This is a genomic window from Microbacterium sp. MMO-10 (genome assembly GCF_037148715.1).
GTDB lineage: Bacteria > Actinomycetota > Actinomycetes > Actinomycetales > Microbacteriaceae > Microbacterium.
Window position 1 is genome coordinate 800,539 of record NZ_JBBCSV010000003.1, and the last position, 19,441, is coordinate 819,979.

A 19,441-nucleotide genomic window follows, 5' to 3' on the forward strand; every position below is an offset into this window, starting at 1 on the left:
TCTCCTTCACAGCCGGGGGTCGATGACGGCCTTGACCTCATCGAGGTGGTGCATGTTCGCGATCTTCTCGGAGGCCTGGGCGAGCCCCACGGGGGCGCTGAACAGCGCGTCCCACGGGTACCGGTCGGCGAAGGCCTGGAAGAAGTCGATCGAGCGGGCGTAGTCGGCGATGTCGCCGTTGAGCGAGCCGACCATGGTCAGCTCCTTGCCCATGAGGGCGCTCACGGGGAAGGCGTCCCCCACGGGACCGGTGGACCCGACGATCACGACGGTGCCGCGCGCGGCGGCCATGCCGACGGCGTCCGGTCCCACGCTCGGTGCGCCGGCGAAGTCGAACACGTGGTCCGCGCCGTGGCCGTCCGTGAGCTCCATCACCTGGGCGACGACGGGGCCCTCGCGGAAGTCGACGACCGCGTCCGCGCCGAAGCGCGCGGCGAGCTCCAGCCGTGCGGCCGGGGCGCCGACCGTGATCACGCGTCCGGCGCCGGCGATCTTCGCCACCGCGGTGGCGAAGATGCCGAGGGCTCCGGAGCCCTGCACGACGACCGTGGATCCGGGGCGGATCCGCCCGCCGCGCTCGAAGGCGCGCAGCACGGTCTTCGCCGCGCAGCCGGCCATCGACGCCCACGTGTCCTTCACCGCATCGGGCAGCAGCAGCTTCGCCGCCCCCGGGGTGACGTAGGCGTACTCGCTGAGTCCGGCGGTCGCGAACGGCGGCACGTCCGAGCGCTGCAGGAAGCCGTAGCCGCGGCGGGAGCAGTGCACGGGCTCGCGCAGCACGACGCATCCGTAGCACTCGCCGCAGGTCGACTCCGACCAGCCGATCCGGTCGCCGACGTGCAGCGGCCGGCCGAGCGCATCCACGGTGCCCTCGCCGAGGGCGACGATCTCGCCGACCATCTCGTGGCCGAGGACCATCGGCAGCATGCCGGGGAAGGTCATCCTGCCTTCCCAGATCTCGATGTCGGTGCCGCACAGGGTCGACACCGCGATCCGCACGAGGGCGGCGCCGGGCGGGACCTCGGCGGGGAGGGGCAGATCCTGCAGGGTGAGCGGCTGACCGTGCTCGGTGAGCACGGCTGCGCGGGTCGTGGTGGGGATGGTCATGCGGATCCTTCCGGGATCGGGGCGTTCGCCGGGGGCGGGGCGGTCAGACGAGCAGCTGGCCGCCGTCGACGGGGACGGAGACGCCGGTGATGTGGCTCGCGGCGGGGCCGGCGAGGAAGACGACGAGCGGGGCGACCTGCTCGACCTCCGCGATCGTGCCGAGCGGGATCCGCGCCTCCCAGGCGGCGCGCGCCTCGGGGTCGGTCGCGAAGCCGGCGGTGAGCGGGGTGAGGATCGGTCCGGGCGCGACGGCGTTCACGCGGATCCGGCGTCCTGCGAGCTCGATCGCGGCGGTGCGGGTCATCGCGTCGACGGCGGCCTTGGTCATCTCGTAGTGGCCCATGCCCGGCGTGGGCTGGCGCCCGCCGATCGACGAGGTGTTCACGATCGCGCCGCCGTCGGGCAGGCGCGGGGCGAACTCGCGGAGCATGAGGAACGTGCCGCGGATGTTCACGGCCACGGCCGCGTCGAAGACCTCGAGCGGGACCTGCTGCTGGGTGCCGCCGCCGAGCACGACGCCGGCGTTGTTGACGAGCACGTCGATGCCGCCGAGCGCGGCGCCGGCCGCGGCGACGGAGGCGGGGTCGGCGATGTCGAGCGCGATCGCCGTGGCGCCGAGCTCTGCGGCCACGGCGGCTGCGGCCTCGGCGTTCACGTCGCCGATGATCACCTCGTCTCCGGCCTCTCGGAAGGCGGCGGCGATGCCGCGGCCGAGCCCGGAGGCTCCTCCGGTGACGAGAATGCGGCGGGGGGAGATGGTCATCTCACGTCCTCTCTGACGGGGCATCTCCGTTATATTCTACAAGCATAGAAAAACGCAACCCGGGTTCCTCCCCGGTCGTTGAGCGAGGACGGCGCAGCCGCCCGAGACGAAACGCCCTCACAGCAAGGAGCACACATGTCAGCGTCGACACTTCCTCACCGCGCCCTCGGCGGGCTCGTCGTCCCCCCGCTCGCGCTGGGATCCTGGAACACCTGGGACCGGATGGATCCCGACGACGCCGCGGCCATGATCCGCCGCGCCGTCGAGCTCGAGGCCGGGTTCTTCGACGTCGCGTACTACAACATGGGTCCGCACGCCGAGAACTCCCGCACCGACATCCTCTTCGGCCAGGCCCTGCGCGAGAGCGGGATCGATCGGAGCACGATCGTGCTGTGCGGCAAGCTCTGGCTGTGGGACTGGCCGAACCAGTCGTTCCGCGCCCAGCTCGTCGAGAGCCTGGAGCGCGCGGGGCTCGACCGCTTCGACACGCTCGTGGTCGGCGACTACCTGGACGAGCCCGACGTCGCGCGGATCGTGGCCGACGTCAACGCGCTCATCGCCGAGGGTCTCGTGGGCGGGTGGGGCATCAACAACTGGCGGATCGGGCACACGCGGGCCGCCCTGGCCGTGGCGGCCGACACGGGTCTCGTCGGACCCTCGTTCGCCCAGCTCAAGTACGGCATCGCCCGGCGCGCCATGGCGGAGGGGGCCGCCTACGGCCCGCTCTTCGCGGACGGGACGCTCGCGCTGCAGGCCTCGGACGTGTTCGAGGGCGGGATCCTCGCCACCGGCCTCGTGCCGCAGCGCAAGATCGGCGCCGACGTGGGCGGCATTCGCGAGCGCATCCTCGCGCTGTACCCTGAGGTCGCCCGCATCGCCGACGGCTTCGGGGTCACCCCCGCGGCCCTCGGCATCGCGTTCTGCCTCACCCATCCGGCGGCGGCGAACGTGCTGTTCGGCGCCTCCCGGATCGCGCAGCTCGAGCAGAACCACGCGGCCCTCGCGCTCGTCGCCGAGCGCGGAGGCGAGGTGCGCGAGGCGCTGGCCGGTCTGCAGGCGGACGTCGTCGTCCGCGACGACGGGGCCTGGTGAGCGACGTGGCGGAGGCCGCGCGGCGTCGGGACGAGAACGGGACAGAGGGACGAGGAGCACGCAGTATGGATCTTCAGGACGAGACGACGCCGTCCGCCGGCTACCGCGGCTTCGGCGGCCGGGTGGGGGAGTTCACCTCGGAGTCGGAGCCGTGGTGGCCGCCGCAGCCGAGCGCGGCGCCGGGGGCCCCGAACGTGATCGTGGTCCTCGTCGACGATCTCGGCTTCAGCGACCTGGGACCGTTCGGCGGGGAGATCGACACCCCGCACATCGATCGGCTGGCCGAGGAGGGGTGGACCTTCACGAACTACCGCACGGCGCCGCTGTGCTCGCCCGCCCGCGCGGCCCTGCTGACCGGGCTGAACCCGCACCGGGCGGGGTTCGGCCTCGTCGCGCACACCGACCCGGGCTATCCGGGGTTCTCGTGCACGCTGCCCGAGGACGCGCCGACGCTCGCGGAATCGCTGCGCGCCGGCGGATACGCGACCTTCATGGTCGGCAAATGGCACCTCACCGTCGACTCCCGCCTGCACGACGGCGCGGACCGGTCGTCGTGGCCGCTGCAGCGCGGCTTCGACCGCTACTTCGGCTCGATGGACGGCTTCACCTCGCTGCACCACCCGCACCGCCTCGTCCAGGACAACTCGGTCGTCGACGTGCCGGAGTTCCCGGACGGGTACTTCCTCACGGACGACCTCACCGACCGCGCCATCGGCATGATCGACGACCTGCGCACGAACGACGCGGCCAAGCCGTTCTTCCTCTACTTCGCGCACACGGCCGTGCACGGGCCGATCCAGGCGAAGGAGGCCGACATCGCGAAGTACCGCGGCCGCTACGAGGCCGGGTGGAACGCGCTGCGCGAGGAGCGGTTCGCCCGCCAGCGCGAGCGCGGCATCGTCGGAGGCGACGCGGCGCTGCCGCAGGGCGCGCTCGCGGACGAGGGGCGCATCCCGTCCTGGGACGACCTCGACGACGCGGAGCGGGAGCTGTTCGCACGCTACATGGAGGTCTACGCCGCGGCCGTGGACGAGGTCGATCAGAGCGTGGGCCGGCTGATCGCCCACCTCGAGGAGCGGGGGGAGCGCGACAACACCATCATCGTGGTCGCGAGCGACAACGGCGGCACCGCCGAGGGCGGTCCGCGCGGAACCCGCAGCTACTTCGCCCAGTTCGGCAGGATGGGACCGGATCCGGAGGGCTGGGTGCCCGACGAGCCGCGCGAGGTCGACCTGATCGGCGGCCCGCGTCTGTTCGCGCATTACCCCGCCCGGCTGGGCGCGCGTGTCGAACACGCCGTTCCGCTCGTTCAAGGGCTCGCTGTACGAGGGAGGGGTGCACGCTCCGCTCATCGTCTCCTGGCCTGCCGCGCCCGAGGAGATGCCGGCGGGGCTGCGCGACCAGTTCGTCTTCGTCTCGGACCTCGCCCCGACGATCCTCGAGCTGACCGGGACGCCGCGGCTGGACCGGCGGCACGGGAAGGAGGCCGTGCCGAGCGACGGCCGCAGCGTCGTCGACGTGCTGGGCGACCCGCAGGCGCCGGGACGGCAGGACCAGTACTTCGAGTGCTTCGGCAGTCGCGCGCTGATCGAGGACGGCTGGAAGGCGGTCTCCACGACGCCGCCGACCCGGGAGCAGGGGGCGGCGGGCGGCGTCTGGGAGCTCTACCGTCTCGCGGAGGATCCGACCGAGACGCGCGACGTCGCGGCGGAGCAGGAGGAGCGCACCACGCGGCTCGCCGGGCGCTGGCGCGAGGAGGCCTGGGCGAACGGGGTCTTCCCGCTCGACGACGACGGATCCCTGCACCGGATCCGGCCCGCGACCGAGCGTCCGCTGGGCGATCCCGTCGCCCTCGTGCCCTACCGGCCTCCGCTGGAGCGCTACCGTTCGGCGGCCCTCACCGTGCTGAGGTCCTTCGAGGTGCGGATCGACGTCGTCACCACGGCGGACTCCGCCGGCGTGCTCGTGGCGCACGGCGATCAGGGCGGCGGCTATCTCGTCGCGATCGACGGGGGCGCCCCTCTCGTGTCCTACAACGCGTACGGGCGCATGCATCGCGCCCGGGGCGCGGCGCTCGCCCCCGGTGCGCATCGCCTGGTGCTGAGGATGGCGGAGCAGGACGACCTGCGCTGGAGCGTCGAGCTCGAGGTCGACGGCGCCGCGGGCGTGCGGATCCCCTCCGTGCCGATGCTGCTGGGAATGGCGCCGTTCACGGGGATCAGCGTGGGATACGACTACGGCGGACCCGTCGACTGGGAGCTCTACGAGAGGCATCGCAGTTATCGGTTCGACGGACCGGCGCTGGTCGTCCGCTACCTGCCGGGTGCGAGATCGGCCCACGACGTCACGGAACTGCGCGAGATCGACCGCCAGGTCGCGCGGGTCGCGGATTGAGCGTGCGCCGCCCTCGTCCGAGCCGCGGGCGACAGCTCTGCGCGCTCGGACAAGGGCGATTCGCGCAGGGTCATGGATCCGGTCCGTCCCGGGGGAAGAACTGCTTGCGTTCTTTTTCCACACATGTAGACTAAACGCAACGACACATCGGAGTGACGTCGGCAAGGCTCCCCGGAGCGCGGCCGAAGGTGCTTCGAACCCTTCTTCACCTCAACCCGCACCGAGAGAAGGAACCATGAAACGAGTGCCCCTCGCGATCGCCGCGGCCGTGGCCGCGGTCCTCGCCCTCACCAGCTGCTCCGGCGGCGGAGGCGCCACGACGCAGGCGAGCGACGCAGCCGCCGCGGCGAACGCCCCCGACGACCTCAACATCGGCAACTTCCTGGACGTCACGTCCTGGGATCCGGCCCTGGCCGACATCGGCTTCGACGGGCCGTACCTGTCCGCGGTCTACGACGCCCTGATCGCCCTCGACAAGGACGGCAAGCCGGTTCCCGCCCTCGCGGAGAAGTGGGAGGTCGCCTCCGACGACCTCAGCATCACCCTGACCCTGCACCAGGGCGGGAAGTTCAGCGACGGCACCCCGGTCGACGCCGACGCCGTCGTCAAGAGCCTCGACTACCTCAAGGCGGGCGCGCGCTCCGGCGAGGCCTACACGAACGTGTCGTCCTTCGAGGCGGTGGACGACCACACGGTCAAGATCAACCTCACGCAGCGCGACGACACCATCCTGTACTTCATGGGACTCGGCCGCAGCTACGTGATGTCGCCGAAGGCGATCGCCGCGGGCACGCTCGGCAAGCAGCCGGTCGGCTCCGGCCCCTACACGCTGGACAGCGCGACGAGCGTCGCCGGATCCGAGTACCACTTCACGAAGGTCCCGGGCTACTGGGACGCGAAGGCGTACACGTTCAAGAACCTCGCGATCTTCCCGATCATGGACGCCACCGCCCGCCAGAACGCCATGCTCAGCGGTCAGATCAACGTGCAGTACGGCGACATCACGAACAAGGACGCGGCCCAGCAGCAGGGCTGGAACACGGTCTCCCGGGTCTCCGGCTGGGCGGGGCTCGTCATCACCGATCACACCGGCGCGAAGAACAAGGCGCTCGGTGAGCTCAAGGTCCGCCAGGCGCTGAACTACGCCTTCGACGGCGCGGCGATCCTCAAGGCCGTCGGCAGCGGCGCCGGCGTCGCGACGAACCAGGTCTTCCCCGACGGCGGCTCGGTCAACGACCCGTCGCTCAACAAGCAGTACGCGTACAACGTGGACAAGGCGAAGCAGCTCCTCACCGAGGCCGGCTACCCGAACGGTTTCGACATCTCCATGCCGATGTCGCCGGTGTTCGAGCAGTGGAAGCCCGCCGCGGACCAGGCGCTGACCGCGATCGGCGTCAAGGTCACCTGGGACAACATGCAGATGCCCGACTACCAGCTGAACGCGCCGAACTACCCGATGTTCATCTCCTTCCTCGCGATGGACGGCAACGAGGTGGCGACGGTCGCCCGGCAGGTCACGTCCAAGCAGTGGTTCAACCCGGCACCCGACTACGCGAGCAACGCGGTCCTCGCACCGCTCGTGCAGAAGGTCCAGGACACCAAGGGGAGCGACCAGACGAAGGCGATCAAGGACCTGAACAAGGCCCTGGTCGACCAGGCCTGGTGGTCGGTCTGGTACCAGGCGGACAACACCTACTACTCGGTGTCCGGCATCAAGGTGCAGCCCGTCATCGGCATGATGTTCCCGACGCTGCGCTACATCACCAAGGGCTGACGCCCCGGGGGCCGGGCCCGTCGCCGGGTCCGGCCCCCGTCTCCTCCTCACTCCCGAGAGGTCCTCATGCTCCTGTTCACCGCGAAGCGGCTGCTGTCCGGCATCGTGCTGCTCGTGGTCGTCTCCGTCGCGACGTTCTTCCTCGCGCACCTGGCGATCAAGGATCCGACCGCCGCGCTCCTCGGCACCACCGCGAGCCCCGCGCAGCAGGCCGCGCTGGCGACGAAGATCGGCATCGACCGTCCGCTGCTCGTGCAGTTCTGGGACTGGTTCTCGCACCTGCTCACCGGCGACTTCGGATCCTCCTGGCGCAACTTCCAGCCCGTGGGAGCGCAGCTCGCCATCAAGGTCCCGGTGACCCTCTCGGTGGTCACCTTCGCGACGCTCATCACCGCGGTCCTCGGGATCGCCTTCGGCATGGTCACGGGCCTGCGCCCGGGGACCTGGTTCGACCGGATCCTCAAGGGCGTGTCCGTGGTCCTGTTCGCCCTGCCCGGCTTCTGGGTGAGCCTCGTGCTCGTGATGTGGTTCGCGGTGCAGCTGAAGTGGTTCCCCGCGGTCGGCTACGTCCAGCCCTCGCAGTCCTTCGACGGCTGGATCCGCTCGCTCACCCTGCCCGCGATCTCGCTCGCGCTCGGCGGCGTGGTCGCCGTCTCGGAGCAGCTGCGCAACGCCGTGATCGCGCAGAGCCGTCAGGACTGGGTGCGCACGCTCCGCAGCCGCGGGCTCTCCCCGGCCCGGGTCAACCTGCACATCCTGCGCAACGCGTCTCCCGCGGCGCTCACCGTCATCGCCCTCATGTTCGTCGGCCTGCTCAGCGGCGCGATCGTGGTGGAGCAGATCTTCAGCCTCCCCGGCATCGGCATGCTGACCAACCAGTCCTCCCAGAACGGCGACATCCCGATGCTCCTCGGCATCACGGTGGTGTCGATCGTCTTCGTCGTGATCATCAACCTCCTGCTCGACCTCGTGCTCGGCTGGATCAACCCGAAGGTGCGCGTCGCATGACCACCACCGACATCCGCGTCGCGTTCGACCGCGCCAGGCAGCGCCGCCGCTCCGGCCTGTTCCGCCGGTTCCTCCGTCACCCCGGCGGATACATCCCGCTCGGGATCTTCGTCCTCATCGTGCTCGTGGGCGTCGCAGCCCCGCTGCTCGCGCCGATGGATCCGAACTTCGTCGACCTCGCGGCCGCCAAGGCGCCGCCGTCCGCTGCGCACCTGCTCGGCGCCGACTCGACCGGGCGCGACATCCTCAGCCGGCTCATCTACGGGACGCGCGTCACGATCTGGGGCGCGCTCATCACGATCGTGACCGCGGTCGTGATCGGCGTCCCCACGGGCGTCGCCGCGGGCTACTTCCGCGGCCCGTTCGACCGGATCGCGATGTGGGTCAGCGACGCGCTGCAGTCGATCCCGGGCATGATCATCCTGCTCGTGGTCGCCGCGGGCAGCCGCAACAACTTCGAGCTGCTCATGGTCACGGTCGGCGTGTTCATGGTGCCGGGCTACTTCCGCATCGCGCGGTCGCAGACGATGTCCGTGCGCGAGGAGCCCTACATCGATGCGGCCCGGGTGTCCGGCCTCTCCGATGCGCGGATCATCTCCCGGCACGTCGTCACGGCGGTCTACCCGCCCGTCATCATCCAGACCGCGCTCACCGCGGGCATGGCGATGGGCATGCAGGCGGGGCTCCAGTTCCTCGGCATCGGAGACTCCAACGTGCCCAGCTGGGGCGCGATGATGCTCGAGGGCTTCCGCCTCATGCTCACCTACCCGCTCATGCTGCTGTGGCCCTCGGTCGCGCTCGGACTGACGATCGCGGTGCTCGCGATCATGGGATCCACCCTCGCCGAGCTGGCGCAGGTGCGCACGCCGCGGCTGCGCCAGCGCGGCGCGAAGGGCGCCGACGCGGCCGTCGAGGCCGCGCCGGCGACCGGAACCGTGCGGCACGCGGCCGAGGCATCCGCGCTGCGCGTGGAGAACCTGCGCGTGAGCCACGCGACCCCGAACGGCGTCGTCGAGGTCGTGCACGGCGTGACCCTCGACGTGGCCCCCGGCGAGGTCGTCGGGATCGTCGGCGAATCCGGATCCGGCAAGTCGCAGACGGTCTTCTCCGTGCTCGACCTGCTGCCCGCGAGCGGTGCGAGCACCGCCGACGCCATCCGCATCGCCGGTCAGGACGTCACGACGGCGACGCCGAAGCAGCGCCAGGCGCTCCTCGGCCGCGAGCTCGGCTACGTGCCGCAGGAGCCGATGAGCAACCTCGACCCGTCGTACACGATCGGGCACCAGCTCATCGAGCCGCTGCGCCGCGTGCACGGCATGAGCGCCGCCGACGCGAAAGCCAGGGCGCGCGAGGTGCTGCTGCGGGTGGGACTGGCGGATCCGGACCGTGTCCTGCGCAGCTATCCGCACCAGGTCTCGGGCGGCATGGCGCAGCGCGTGCTCATCGCCGGCGCGATCTCGGGCCGCCCGTCGATCCTCATCGCCGACGAGCCCACCACGGCCCTCGACGTCACCGTGCAGGCCGAGGTGCTCGAGCTGCTGCGGGAGCTGCAGCAGGAGTACGGCATGGCGCTGCTCATCGTCACGCACAACTTCGGCGTCGTCGCCGACATCTGCGACCGCGTGATCGTGATGCGCGGCGGCGAGATCGTCGAGCAGGGCGACGTGGATCCGCTGTTCGCGCACCCGCAGCAGCCGTACACGCGGGAGCTCATCGCGGCGTCCCTCGACGACGCGGCAGGGCGGGCGGAGCTCGACGCCGAGGGGCGCGCGGGACTCGGCACCGTCGGCCGCGTCACCGCCGGCACGACCAACACGACGGAGGTGCGCGCATGACCGCGCTGCTGGAGGTGCAGGACCTGGTCGTCGAGTACGGCCACGGCCGGTCGGCGTTCCGTGCGCTGCACGGCGTCTCGATCGACGTCGCGCCGGGGGAGTGCATGGGCCTCGTCGGCGAATCCGGATCCGGCAAGTCCACGCTCGGCAAGGCGATCCTCGGCCTCGCGCCCGTGACCGGCGGCAGCATCTGCTTCGACGGCAGGGACATCACCTCGCTCGGCCGCGCGGAGCGCCGCGCGCTCGCGGCCGACGTGCAGGTCGTGTTCCAGGATCCGTACGGATCCCTGAACCCGGCGATGACCATCGGCGACATCCTGTCCGAGCCGCTGCTGACGAGCGGCCTGGGCGGATCCGAGGCGCAGGCGCGGGTGCGCGAGATGCTCGACCGGGTGCGCCTGCCCGAGACCGCGATGGACCGCTATCCGAGCGAGTTCTCCGGCGGGCAGCGCCAGCGCGTCGCGATCGCCCGCGCGCTCGTGCGCCGGCCGCGCCTGATCGTGTGCGATGAGCCGGTCAGCGCCCTCGACCTCACCACCCAGGCGACGATCCTCGACCTCTTCATCGAGCTGCAGCGCGACACGGGCGTCTCCTACCTGTTCGTCTCGCACGACCTCGGCGTGGTGCGCCGGGTGTGCCACCGGGTCGCCGTGATGTACCACGGGGAGATCGTCGAGACCGGGGCGGGGGAGCAGATCACCCGTGCACCGCGGCATCCCTACGCCGAGCGCCTGCGCCTGGCCTCGCCCGTCGCCGACCCCGTCAAGCAGCGGATCCGCCGGGCCGAGTGGCTGGCGCTGCGTGAGGCAGCGGATGCCCCGGTACGGTAGCAGGCAGCGATCCCGCAGCTGCGCGCCCCGGTGCGCGCCGTCGCCGGACGCCCCGTCGGAAGGAACCCATGCCGAAGATCATCGATCACGATCAGCGTCGTCGGGAGATCGTCGAGGTCGCCAAGGGGATCATCCTCAAGGGCGGGTTCGAGGCGGCGACCATGCGCAGCATCGCCGCCGAGGCGGGCTTCGCGAACGGGGCGCTGAAGCACTACTTCCCGGGCAAGGAGAGCATCGTCGCGGCGACGTTCGAGGCCGTGCTGCGGGAGCACGACCTGTGGCTGCAGGCGTCGATCTCGGCGGAGGTCGGTCCGGAGGAGATGCTGCGCCAGATGCTGGTCGGGACGCTCCCCAGCGAGCCCGAGGAGATCGCCAGCGGGCGCGTGCTGCTGGCGCTGTGGGAGTACGCGATGGCGAACGAGTCCCTCGCCGAGCTCTACCAGGTGCACCTGGCCCGCTGGAGGGCCATGCTCGTGGAGCGCATGGAGGCCGCCCGGGACGCCGGTGCGATCCGGGACCAGGACTACGTCGCCATGGCGAACGAGTTCATCTCGGTCGCCGTGGGCGCGACGGTGATCAACCTCATGTATCCCCAGGGCGATCGCATCCCCGACTATCAGGCCTACATCGACCGGTTCCTCGCGCGACTGCGCTGACCGCGTCGCCGGCGGCCTCCACCCCCGATCGAGAGGAGGGCGCCCGATGAGCGGTGCACCCGAGAACACCCTGTCCGTCACCCGGAGCGCGGGCTCCGGCCGCCCGGTCGTGCTGCTGCACGGCCTCGCGTCGCGGGCGACGCAGGACTGGCCCGCGCCGGTCTGGGAGGAGGCGTTCGCGGGTCGGCCCCTCGTCCGGGTGGACCTCCCCGCCCACGGCGAGAGCCCCGCGGTCGGCGTGCTCCCGACGACCGGCGTCGTCGACCTGCTCGCGCAGGCCGTCGCGGCCGTCGCCCCAGGGGAGGAGGTCGACCTCCTCGGCTACTCCCTGGGGGCGCGGCTGGCCTGGGCGCTCGCCGCGCACCCCGCGCTCGCGGTGCGGCGCGTGGCGCTCGGCGGGCTCAGCCCGATGGAGCCGTTCACGATGGTCGACCTGCCCGCGGCCCGCCTCGCAGCCGCGGGGGGACCGGCGCCGGCGGATCCGATCACGGGCATGATCCTGGGCATGACGACCCTCCCCGGCAACCGTCCGGAGGCGCTGCTCGACCTCATCGAGGGCCTCGCCGCCGAGCCGTTCGATCCCGCCGTCGGCGCGCCGGCCCAGCCCGTGCTGCTGCTCGGCGGGGTCGAGGATCCCATGGCGCAGGGGATCGACGCGCTCGCGGCGGCGCTGCCGGACTCCCGGGTCGTCCGCGTCCCGGGCGACCACCTCGGGGCCCTGCACGCCCCGGAGTTCCGCGCCGCCGCCGCCGGGTTCCTCGCCGAGGACTGACCCCGGCTCCAGGCTCGTCGACCGGGCCGCCGACGCCGCCCGAGTCGAAACGCGGCCCCCCGACACGTTCGGGGTCGTTGAGCGAGGACGGCGGAGCCGCCCGAGACGAAACGCGGCTTCCGAAGATCCCGTGGACACCGCTGTCCACTATTTCCTACAATTGTAGAAACAAGAAAGGCACACCATGACAACCACACCCGACGCCGCGCGGATCCTGGACATCGCGACCGGCTACATGGCCTCGAAGCAGCTCTTCGAGGCGAGCCGGATCGGCCTCTTCGCGGCGATCGCGGACGGCGCCGACACGGTCCCCGCCATCGCCGAGCGCACCGGCGTGAGCGAGCGCATCGCGCGCATCCTCGCCGACGCGATGGCGGGCAAGGGGCTGCTGACCCGCGCCGACGGCCGCTACGCCCTCGAGCCGGACTCCGCCGCGTACCTGGCCGGCGACGCCTCGGCCCTCGACCTCGCGCCGTTCCTCACCTTCCTCGGCGAGATCAGCTACCCGCACTGGCTGCAGTTCGCGCACACCGTCGACACGACCGAGCCCGGCGACCTGCAGATGGACGACGCGCGCTGGGGCACCTTCATGGCCGGCGTCATGACGTACAACGCGCTGCACGCGCAGGAGTTCGGCCGCCTCGTCGACCTCTCCGCCGCGACGAACGCGCTGGACTTCGGCGGCCTGTCGGCGGGCTTCGCGCTCGAGGCGATGCGGCGCAACCCGGGCCTGCGCACGACGTTCCTCTACGCCCCCGGGTTCGAGGACGGCATCGCCGAGGCCGTCGAGGCGGCCGGCGCGGCCGACCGCGTCACGGTCGAGATCGGCGACACGGCGACCGCGCAGCCCCAGGGCGCCTACGACGCCGTGCTCGCGAACCATGTGATCCACCGCTTCTCCGCCGAGGAGAACGCGCAGATCTTCCGCAACCTCCGGGCCGCGGCGGTGCCGGGCGCCACCCTGACCGTGCTCGATTTCTTCCTCGACGACGACGCGCAGCAGCGCGGCATCGACGCGCTGCACGCGGGGGAGTACCTCGTCATCGACGGCACGATCGTCTACCCCGAGGCGCAGGTGCGCGGCTGGCTGGCCGACGCGGGCTGGGACGTGCGCGAGAAGATCGCCCTCCCGGCGAGCCCGCGGGTGCTCATCGCCACGGCGGTGTGAGGCGGCGTCGCCCTGCCCTGCGGGGCCGGGCGACGCATCGGGATCCGATCCTGCGGACGGGAGCGGATCCGGGGCGGGCGACGAGCGGACACGTCGCCCGCCCCTTTCCCGTCGCGCGGGCGGGTCCGGGCCGCTGCGGAGCGCCTCAGAGCGCCGAGCGCACGGAAAGGTGTCGAGTGCACGGCGCGTTCGCGTGAAGTAGCCGTGTGCTCGGCAGGATCCGGTGCATTCGGCGCACCACGATCCGAGGTCGATCAGCGGATCAGCCCCGCTCGAACACCGTCCGGCCGTCGACGATCGTGCGGGCGACGCCGATGCCGGCGACAGGACGGCCGGGCTCGGCCGGATCCTCGTCCAGCACGGTGAGGTCGGCGACCTTGCCCACCTCGAGCGATCCCTTCCACGCGGACGCGCCGTCCTGGCGGGCGGGATCCAGCGTGATGCGGCGCAGCAGGGCGTCCCGGGTCGCCGCGTCGTCGCGGCCGAGGAGAGCGAGCGAGGCGTCCAGCCCGATGCGCCAGTCCGGCGTCGCGATCGGGGCGTCGCTCGTGATCGTGGTGAGGGCGCCCGAGTCGATCATGGCGTGCAGCGGCCAGGCGGCGGCGGTGCGCTCGGGCCCCAGCTGCGTCCCGGCCCACGCGCGCGTGTGCTCGGCGATGAGCGGCTGGACGGCGAACCCGGCGCCGACGGCGCGCATGCGCTCGATCTGCGCGGGGGTGGCGAGGTCGGCGTGCACGACGTAGTGCGGCGCGGCGGCGACGTGCGGGTGCGCCTCGAGCACGCGCAGGAACTCCTCGATCGACTGGTCGCCGGTGGCATGCACCGCGACCTGCTCGCCCCGCTCGACGGCGAGGCCGATCATGCGCCGGTAGGCGTGCAGCGCCCCCTCGGCGCCCTGCGGCAGCAGCTCGCCCGAGCTGCCGTCCGGGTAGGGCTCGCTGACCCAGGCGGTCGTCATCGGGGGGATCCCGTCGGCGAAGATCTTGACCCCGGTGACGGCGAGCCAGTGCGGATCCGTCTCGGGCTTCGGCGCGAGGATCCCCCGCTCGAAGTCCGCGAGGTCGGCCGTGCCGTCCAGCTCCCCGAACAGGCGCAGCAGCGTGACGCGGGCCGTCTGGGCGCCGGCGCGATGGAGGTCGAGGTAGGCGTCCATCATGGCGGTGCCGAAGCACCCCGTCTCGCCCCCGTCCTCGCCCGGCCCGATCCCGGGTTCGGTGTAGCTCGTGATGCCCAGCTCGGCGAGCAGGCGCCACGCGTTCCGCAGGGCGTCGCGGCGATCGGCGTCCGTGTGCACGAGCCGGCCGGCCGGCTGCTCGTGCGCCGGGATGTCGGAGAAGAACAGGTGCGGCCAACGGGCGCCGAGCCAGGCGGCGTGCAGGTGCGCGTCGTTCACGCCGGGGATCGCGGTGCGGCCCTCGAGGTCGACGGTCGCCGCAGCGGGGAGCGCGCGGGCGTCCGCGCCGACGGCGACCACGCGCCCGGAGCGGATCGCGAGCGCGTCGACGACCGATCCGTGCGGGTCGAGGGTGCGGATCCGGCCGCCGTGCAGGAGGAGATCGGCCGCGTCGCCGAACGGTGCGTTCTTCATTATTCCACCAGTGTAGACGAACGATTCTCTGGAGCGCGACGATTCGGGAGGGGGCGTGTCCTGCCTCTCCGTCGTGGCGGATCTGGCGCAATTTGCCTGCCCGCGGCTCGGCAGGACGGGGCCGTGCTTCAGCCTGGAGTCAAGAACAGCGGTTCTTGCGCGCCGGATCGGCCGGTTCGAGGGCGTGCCGACGCCTACCCTGGGAGAGGGCGGATCCGCCCCACCCGATTCCGCGCCACCGATCCCTGGCGCATCTGCTTGCAAGGACGCTGATGAACGACTTCGCCGCGCGCCGCGACGACTGGAAGGCCAGAGAAGAACTCGCCGAGCGGATGATCCCGCTGATCGGCGGGCTGAACCGAGATCGCGACGTGGTGACGTCGCTGCACGGGCACCGCCTGCTCGGGCTCTCCACGACCGAGATCCTCGAGGTGCACGAGCGCGTCGCCGCCCTCGGGCACGACGAGCTCGCGCTGGAGGACACGCTCGCGGTGCTCGAGGCGCTGCGCCGGCTCGCCCCGTCCGCCGCATCGCTCGACGTCGGCCGTCTGGTCGAGAACGTCCAGGGCGACGAGGCGACCCTCCTCGAGCGCCTGCGCGCCGAGCTCGCCCCGGCGCTCGGCGAGGCGTCCGAGGCCGCCGAGCCGACCGACGTCGTGCTCTACGGGTTCGGCCGCATCGGCCGCCTGCTGGCGCGGATCCTCATCGCGCACACCGGCGGGGGCAGCGGGCTGCGCCTGCGTGCGATCGTGGTGCGCAAGGGGGCCGAGAACGACCTCGTCAAGCGCGCCTCGCTGCTGCTGCGCGACTCCGTGCACGGGCGCTTCGAGGGCTCCGTCGACGTCGACGAGGAGAACTCGCAGCTCATCGCCAACGGCACCCGGATCCAGGTCATCTACTCCAACGACCCGGCGACGATCGACTACACCGCCTACGGCATCCACGACGCGATCGTCGTCGACAACACCGGCCGCTGGCGCGACGAGGCCGGCCTCAGCCGCCACCTGGAATCGACCGGCGTCGCGCGCGTGCTGCTCACCGCACCGGGCAAGGGCGACCTGAAGAACATCGTGCACGGCATCAACCACGACACGATCGAGGACGGCGACCGGATCCTGTCGGCCGCGTCCTGCACGACCAATGCCATCACGCCGGTGCTCAAGGCCGTCGACGAGGCGTACGGCATCGTGCGCGGTCACGTCGAGACGGTGCACTCGTTCACCAACGACCAGAACCTCATCGACAACTTCCACTCCGGCGACCGCCGCGGCCGCTCGGCGGTGCTCAACATGGTGATCACGGAGACCGGTGCCGCGAAGGCCGTCGCCCGCGCGCTGCCCGAGCTCGCCGGCAAGCTCACCGGATCCGCGATCCGCGTGCCCACCCCCGACGTGTCCCTCGCCGTGCTGCATCTGACGCTGGAGCGCCCCGCCGAGAAGGCCGAGCTCAACGACTACCTGCGCCGCGTCTCGCTGCACTCGAAGCTCCGTCAGCAGATCGACTACGTCGAGTCGCCCGAGGTCGTCTCCACCGATTTCGTCGGCTCGCACCGCGCCGGCATCGTCGACGGCCTCGCCACGATCGCGAACGGCACCGACGTCATCCTCTACGTCTGGTACGACAACGAGTTCGGCTACTCCAGCCAGGTGATCCGCGTGCTCGAGGTCATGGCGGGATCGCACCCCGTCGTGCTGCCCGTGCGCCGCGAGGTCACGCTGCAGGGCTGAACCCCGCTCCGTCTCCTCCTCCCCGGACGTCGGGCGAGCCGAGCCGTGGGCCGAGCTCGCCCGGCGTCCGCGAGGTCTCCGCTGCGCGGAGACCGATCCGCGATCCGCGGCGCCGTCTTGGACTCGTCTGGGAGAGCCGGTGGTGAGATCGTGGTGAGGACAGGAGGTCCGCATGACCGATGCCCGCCCGCGGCTGCTCTACGTCGAGGACGATGCCGACATCGCCGAGATGTCCCTCGAGGTGCTCGGCGAGACCTATGCGGTCGACCACGTGACGGACGGCGCTGCGGCGCTGCGCCGTGCTCTCGACGAGCGCTACGACGTCATGCTCGTGGATCGTCGGCTGCCCGGGATGGACGGGGCGAGCCTCGTCGCGGCGATCCGCACGGCGCACATCACGACGCCGGTGCTCATGCTCACCGCCCTCGGCGCGGTGCCGGATCGTGTGGAGGGGCTCGACGCCGGCGCGAACGACTATCTCACCAAGCCCTTCGACTTCGATGAGCTGCTGGCGCGGCTGCGCGCGCTGCGCCGGGGATTCCAGGCGGAGGGGCGCCGCCGGGAGATCGGCGACTGGACCTTCATCCCCGACTCCTGGGTGCTGCATTCGCCCACCGGCGCCCGGGTGTCGCTGACGGCGACCGAGGCGGCGTTCCTCGAGTTCCTCTCGGCGAGCCCCGAGCGCGTGTTCAGCCGCGAGGAGATCCTGCGCGGCGTGTTCTCGTCGGCGGACGGCGTGGGCACCGTCGACACCTACGTGCACTACATCCGCCGCAAGACCGCGCCCGAGATGATCGACACCGTGCGCGGACGCGGCTATCGCGCGGGGGATCCGCGATGATGCGGCCGGCGCGACGGTGCGGGGCAGCGTCATGAGCGGATCCGCCGACCGCGAGCGGGTGCGCCGCTCCGCGCGTCAGATCGGCCTCTGGACCGGCGTCGCCTCGGCGGTCGTCATCGCCGCAGGCGTCGGGATCCTCGTCGCCGTGATCCTCGCCACCTCGCGGCCGCAGGGGGACGACCGCGTCACGGCGGGCCCCCGGCCCGGCGGCTTCGCCATCGACAACCCGGATCACGTCGTCGTCGACGTGGACAGGGTGCTGCCGTGGGTGGTCGTGCTCGGCGTCGTCGGGGTCGCTCTGCTCGGACTGATCGCCTGGTTCACGGCGCGGCGTGCGGTCGCGCCCCTCGAAGGGGCGCTGCAGGCGCAGCGCGATTTCGTCGCCGATGCGAGTCACGAGCTGCGCACCCCGCTCACCGCACTGTCGAGCCGGGTGCAGATCCTGCAGCGTCGTGTCGCGCGCGGGGAGGACATCGGCGACGCCCTCGACCGGCTCCGCAGCGACACCGCCGTCATGGACGAGATCCTCACCGAGCTGCTTCTCGCCGCGCAGGCCGACCAGGCGCCCGTCCGGGCGGAGGCGTCCGACGCCGCGGCCGCGGTGCAGGGCGCGGTGGAGGTGATCCGGCCGATCGCCGAGGACGCGGACGTGGCGCTGCAGGCGGCGGTCGTTCCGGGGCTGTCCGTGGCGGTGCCCGCGGTGACGGTCACCCGGCTCTGCACGGCGCTCCTCGACAACGCCGTGCAGCATGCCCCGCGGCGCTCGTCCGTGACCCTCTCGGTCGCTTCGGGCGACGGCCCCGGCCGCGGTTTCGTGGAGTTCCGGGTCGTCGACCGCGGACCCGGGATCCGCGCGGAGGACCGGGAGCGGATCTTCACGCGGTTCGCCCGCGGCCCCGAGACCGGACGGCGTCGCGGGTTCGGCCTCGGTCTCGCGCTGGTCCGCGACATGGCGACGCGCTACGGCGGATCCGTCGGCATCGAGGACACGTCGGACGCGGGGACCACGTTCCTGCTGCGCCTGCCGGCCGCGGTCACGGCCCGGGGATGAGGAGCGCCGGGTCGTCCTCGGCGATCGTGACCTCGACCCCGTGCGCCCAGCGGCGGATGCGCCCGTCGGCGGCGACGAGCATGCCCGAGCAGTCGGGGGCGTCACGCAGCCAAGTGAGGTCGTCGAAGCCCGCGACCACCGCGACCGTCGCCCAGGCGTCGGCGTCGCTCAGGTGCTCGGCGATCACGGTCGCCGTGGGGGCGCCGGCGATGGCGCGTGCGGTCCCCGGGGCTCGCGAAGGGCGCGGGTCGATGATGTGGGCGCCGCGCTCCGACGGTCCCGAGGTCGCCACGGCGCCCTCGCGCAACGGCACCCGTGCCAGCACGGCGCCGGGGCGGAGCGGGTCCGCGATGCCGACGTTCCAGGCCCAGTCCGCCCCGGGCGCGGTGAGCAGCTGCATGTCGCCCCCCGCGGTGAGCCCGGCCGCGACCACGTCGTCCTCGGCGAGCAGCGGGGCGAGGTGCCGGGCGCTCGCCTGCTCGACGGCCCAACCCTTGACGTACCCGGTCGGATCGAACCAGCCGTCCCGGTTCGCATCGAACCGCCCGCCGCTCGCCGCCGCGAGGCGGACGCAGGCCTCCGACACCTGCAGGATCCGCGGATCCGCATCCTCGGGGCGCAGCGACCCGTCGCGCAGCAGGGAGATCTGCGAGTCCGGGCGGAACGGCGAGAACAGCGCGTCCAGCTCATGCAGCTCATCCAGCGCGGCGGCCTGGGCGGCGGCGATCCGCGCGGCGACATCCGGCGCGGGGGAGCGGGAGGCGGTGAGCACGTGCGCGCTCGCGACCGTTCCCATCAGCTCGGCCGTGGCGACGTGGCGGTGCGGACCGGAGGG

16 protein-coding genes and 1 pseudogene are annotated in these 19,441 nt (G+C 72.1%); 13 read left to right on the forward strand and 4 right to left on the reverse strand.

Annotated features, from left to right (window positions below):
* Nucleotides 1-6: 6 nt before the first annotated feature.
* Together WFJ17_RS12510 and WFJ17_RS12515 are read right to left on the reverse strand one after the other, a co-directional pair.
* On the reverse strand, nt 7-1,107 hold the full coding sequence (locus tag WFJ17_RS12510; RefSeq protein ID WP_336648588.1) for a zinc-binding dehydrogenase: 1,101 nt from the start codon (nt 1,105-1,107) through the stop codon (nt 7-9).
* Nucleotides 1,108-1,150: 43 nt separating this feature from the next.
* On the reverse strand, nt 1,151-1,870 hold the full coding sequence (locus WFJ17_RS12515; protein ID WP_251438526.1) for an SDR family NAD(P)-dependent oxidoreductase: 720 nt from the start codon (nt 1,868-1,870) through the stop codon (nt 1,151-1,153).
* A 135-nt stretch (nt 1,871-2,005) separates the two neighbouring features.
* Between WFJ17_RS12515 and WFJ17_RS12520 the strand changes: the two genes are divergently transcribed.
* The 10 genes and pseudogenes from WFJ17_RS12520 (at nt 2,006) to WFJ17_RS12560 (ending at nt 13,399) form a co-directional block, all read left to right on the forward strand.
* Nucleotides 2,006-2,962: an aldo/keto reductase gene (locus WFJ17_RS12520; protein WP_251438525.1), complete on the forward strand. Its 957-nt coding sequence runs from the start codon at nt 2,006-2,008 to the stop codon at nt 2,960-2,962.
* 65 nt (nt 2,963-3,027) lie between these two features.
* Nucleotides 3,028-4,041: pseudogene (locus tag WFJ17_RS18710) on the forward strand (sulfatase-like hydrolase/transferase); the annotation flags it as partial.
* Nucleotides 4,042-4,246: 205 nt separating this feature from the next.
* Nucleotides 4,247-5,356, forward strand: a complete 1,110-nt coding sequence (locus WFJ17_RS12525) for a hypothetical protein (protein WP_336648589.1) — start codon at nt 4,247-4,249, stop codon at nt 5,354-5,356.
* Nucleotides 5,357-5,591: 235 nt separating this feature from the next.
* The gene (locus WFJ17_RS12530; RefSeq protein WP_251438523.1) at nt 5,592-7,130 is read left to right on the forward strand and encodes an ABC transporter substrate-binding protein; all 1,539 of its coding nucleotides are present in this window, start codon (nt 5,592-5,594) and stop codon (nt 7,128-7,130) included.
* A gap of 66 nt (nt 7,131-7,196) precedes the next feature.
* Nucleotides 7,197-8,138: an ABC transporter permease gene (locus WFJ17_RS12535; RefSeq protein WP_251438522.1), complete on the forward strand. Its 942-nt coding sequence runs from the start codon at nt 7,197-7,199 to the stop codon at nt 8,136-8,138.
* Nucleotides 8,135-9,973 carry a dipeptide/oligopeptide/nickel ABC transporter permease/ATP-binding protein gene (locus WFJ17_RS12540; protein ID WP_336648590.1) on the forward strand — a complete coding sequence of 613 codons (1,839 nt, stop codon included), beginning with the start codon at nt 8,135-8,137 and terminating at the stop codon, nt 9,971-9,973. Before WFJ17_RS12535 ends, WFJ17_RS12540 begins: the two co-directional genes overlap by 4 nt.
* The gene (locus tag WFJ17_RS12545) at nt 9,970-10,803 is read left to right on the forward strand and encodes an ATP-binding cassette domain-containing protein (RefSeq protein WP_336648591.1); all 834 of its coding nucleotides are present in this window, start codon (nt 9,970-9,972) and stop codon (nt 10,801-10,803) included. Before WFJ17_RS12540 ends, WFJ17_RS12545 begins: the two co-directional genes overlap by 4 nt.
* Before the next feature lie 68 nt (nt 10,804-10,871).
* Nucleotides 10,872-11,459, forward strand: coding sequence for a TetR/AcrR family transcriptional regulator (locus WFJ17_RS12550; RefSeq protein ID WP_336648592.1), 588 nt, complete (start codon nt 10,872-10,874; stop codon nt 11,457-11,459).
* A gap of 46 nt (nt 11,460-11,505) precedes the next feature.
* The gene (locus tag WFJ17_RS12555; RefSeq protein WP_251438518.1) at nt 11,506-12,231 is read left to right on the forward strand and encodes an alpha/beta fold hydrolase; all 726 of its coding nucleotides are present in this window, start codon (nt 11,506-11,508) and stop codon (nt 12,229-12,231) included.
* A 184-nt stretch (nt 12,232-12,415) separates the two neighbouring features.
* Nucleotides 12,416-13,399: a methyltransferase family protein gene (locus tag WFJ17_RS12560; RefSeq protein ID WP_251438517.1), complete on the forward strand. Its 984-nt coding sequence runs from the start codon at nt 12,416-12,418 to the stop codon at nt 13,397-13,399.
* 262 nt (nt 13,400-13,661) lie between these two features.
* Here WFJ17_RS12560 and WFJ17_RS12565 read toward each other — a convergent pair whose 3' ends face one another.
* Nucleotides 13,662-14,987 (reverse strand): amidohydrolase, encoded by a 1,326-nt coding sequence (locus tag WFJ17_RS12565; RefSeq protein WP_251438516.1) that lies wholly within the window; start codon nt 14,985-14,987, stop codon nt 13,662-13,664.
* A 272-nt stretch (nt 14,988-15,259) separates the two neighbouring features.
* Between WFJ17_RS12565 and WFJ17_RS12570 the strand changes: the two genes are divergently transcribed.
* The 3 genes from WFJ17_RS12570 to WFJ17_RS12580 all read left to right on the forward strand — a co-directional run bounded on the left by WFJ17_RS12570 (nt 15,260) and on the right by WFJ17_RS12580 (nt 18,606).
* Nucleotides 15,260-16,714, forward strand: coding sequence for a glyceraldehyde-3-phosphate dehydrogenase (locus WFJ17_RS12570; RefSeq protein WP_251438515.1), 1,455 nt, complete (start codon nt 15,260-15,262; stop codon nt 16,712-16,714).
* 172 nt (nt 16,715-16,886) lie between these two features.
* On the forward strand, nt 16,887-17,555 hold the full coding sequence (locus WFJ17_RS12575; RefSeq protein WP_251438514.1) for a response regulator transcription factor: 669 nt from the start codon (nt 16,887-16,889) through the stop codon (nt 17,553-17,555).
* 31 nt (nt 17,556-17,586) lie between these two features.
* Nucleotides 17,587-18,606: a sensor histidine kinase gene (locus WFJ17_RS12580; RefSeq protein WP_336648593.1), complete on the forward strand. Its 1,020-nt coding sequence runs from the start codon at nt 17,587-17,589 to the stop codon at nt 18,604-18,606.
* On the opposite strand, the gene WFJ17_RS12585 is transcribed toward WFJ17_RS12580, so the two are convergent.
* Complete coding sequence (locus WFJ17_RS12585; protein ID WP_336648594.1) at nt 18,590-19,402, reverse strand: FAD:protein FMN transferase; 813 nt, start codon at nt 19,400-19,402, stop codon at nt 18,590-18,592. The genes WFJ17_RS12580 and WFJ17_RS12585 overlap by 17 nt on opposite strands.
* Nucleotides 19,403-19,441 lie beyond the last annotated feature (39 nt).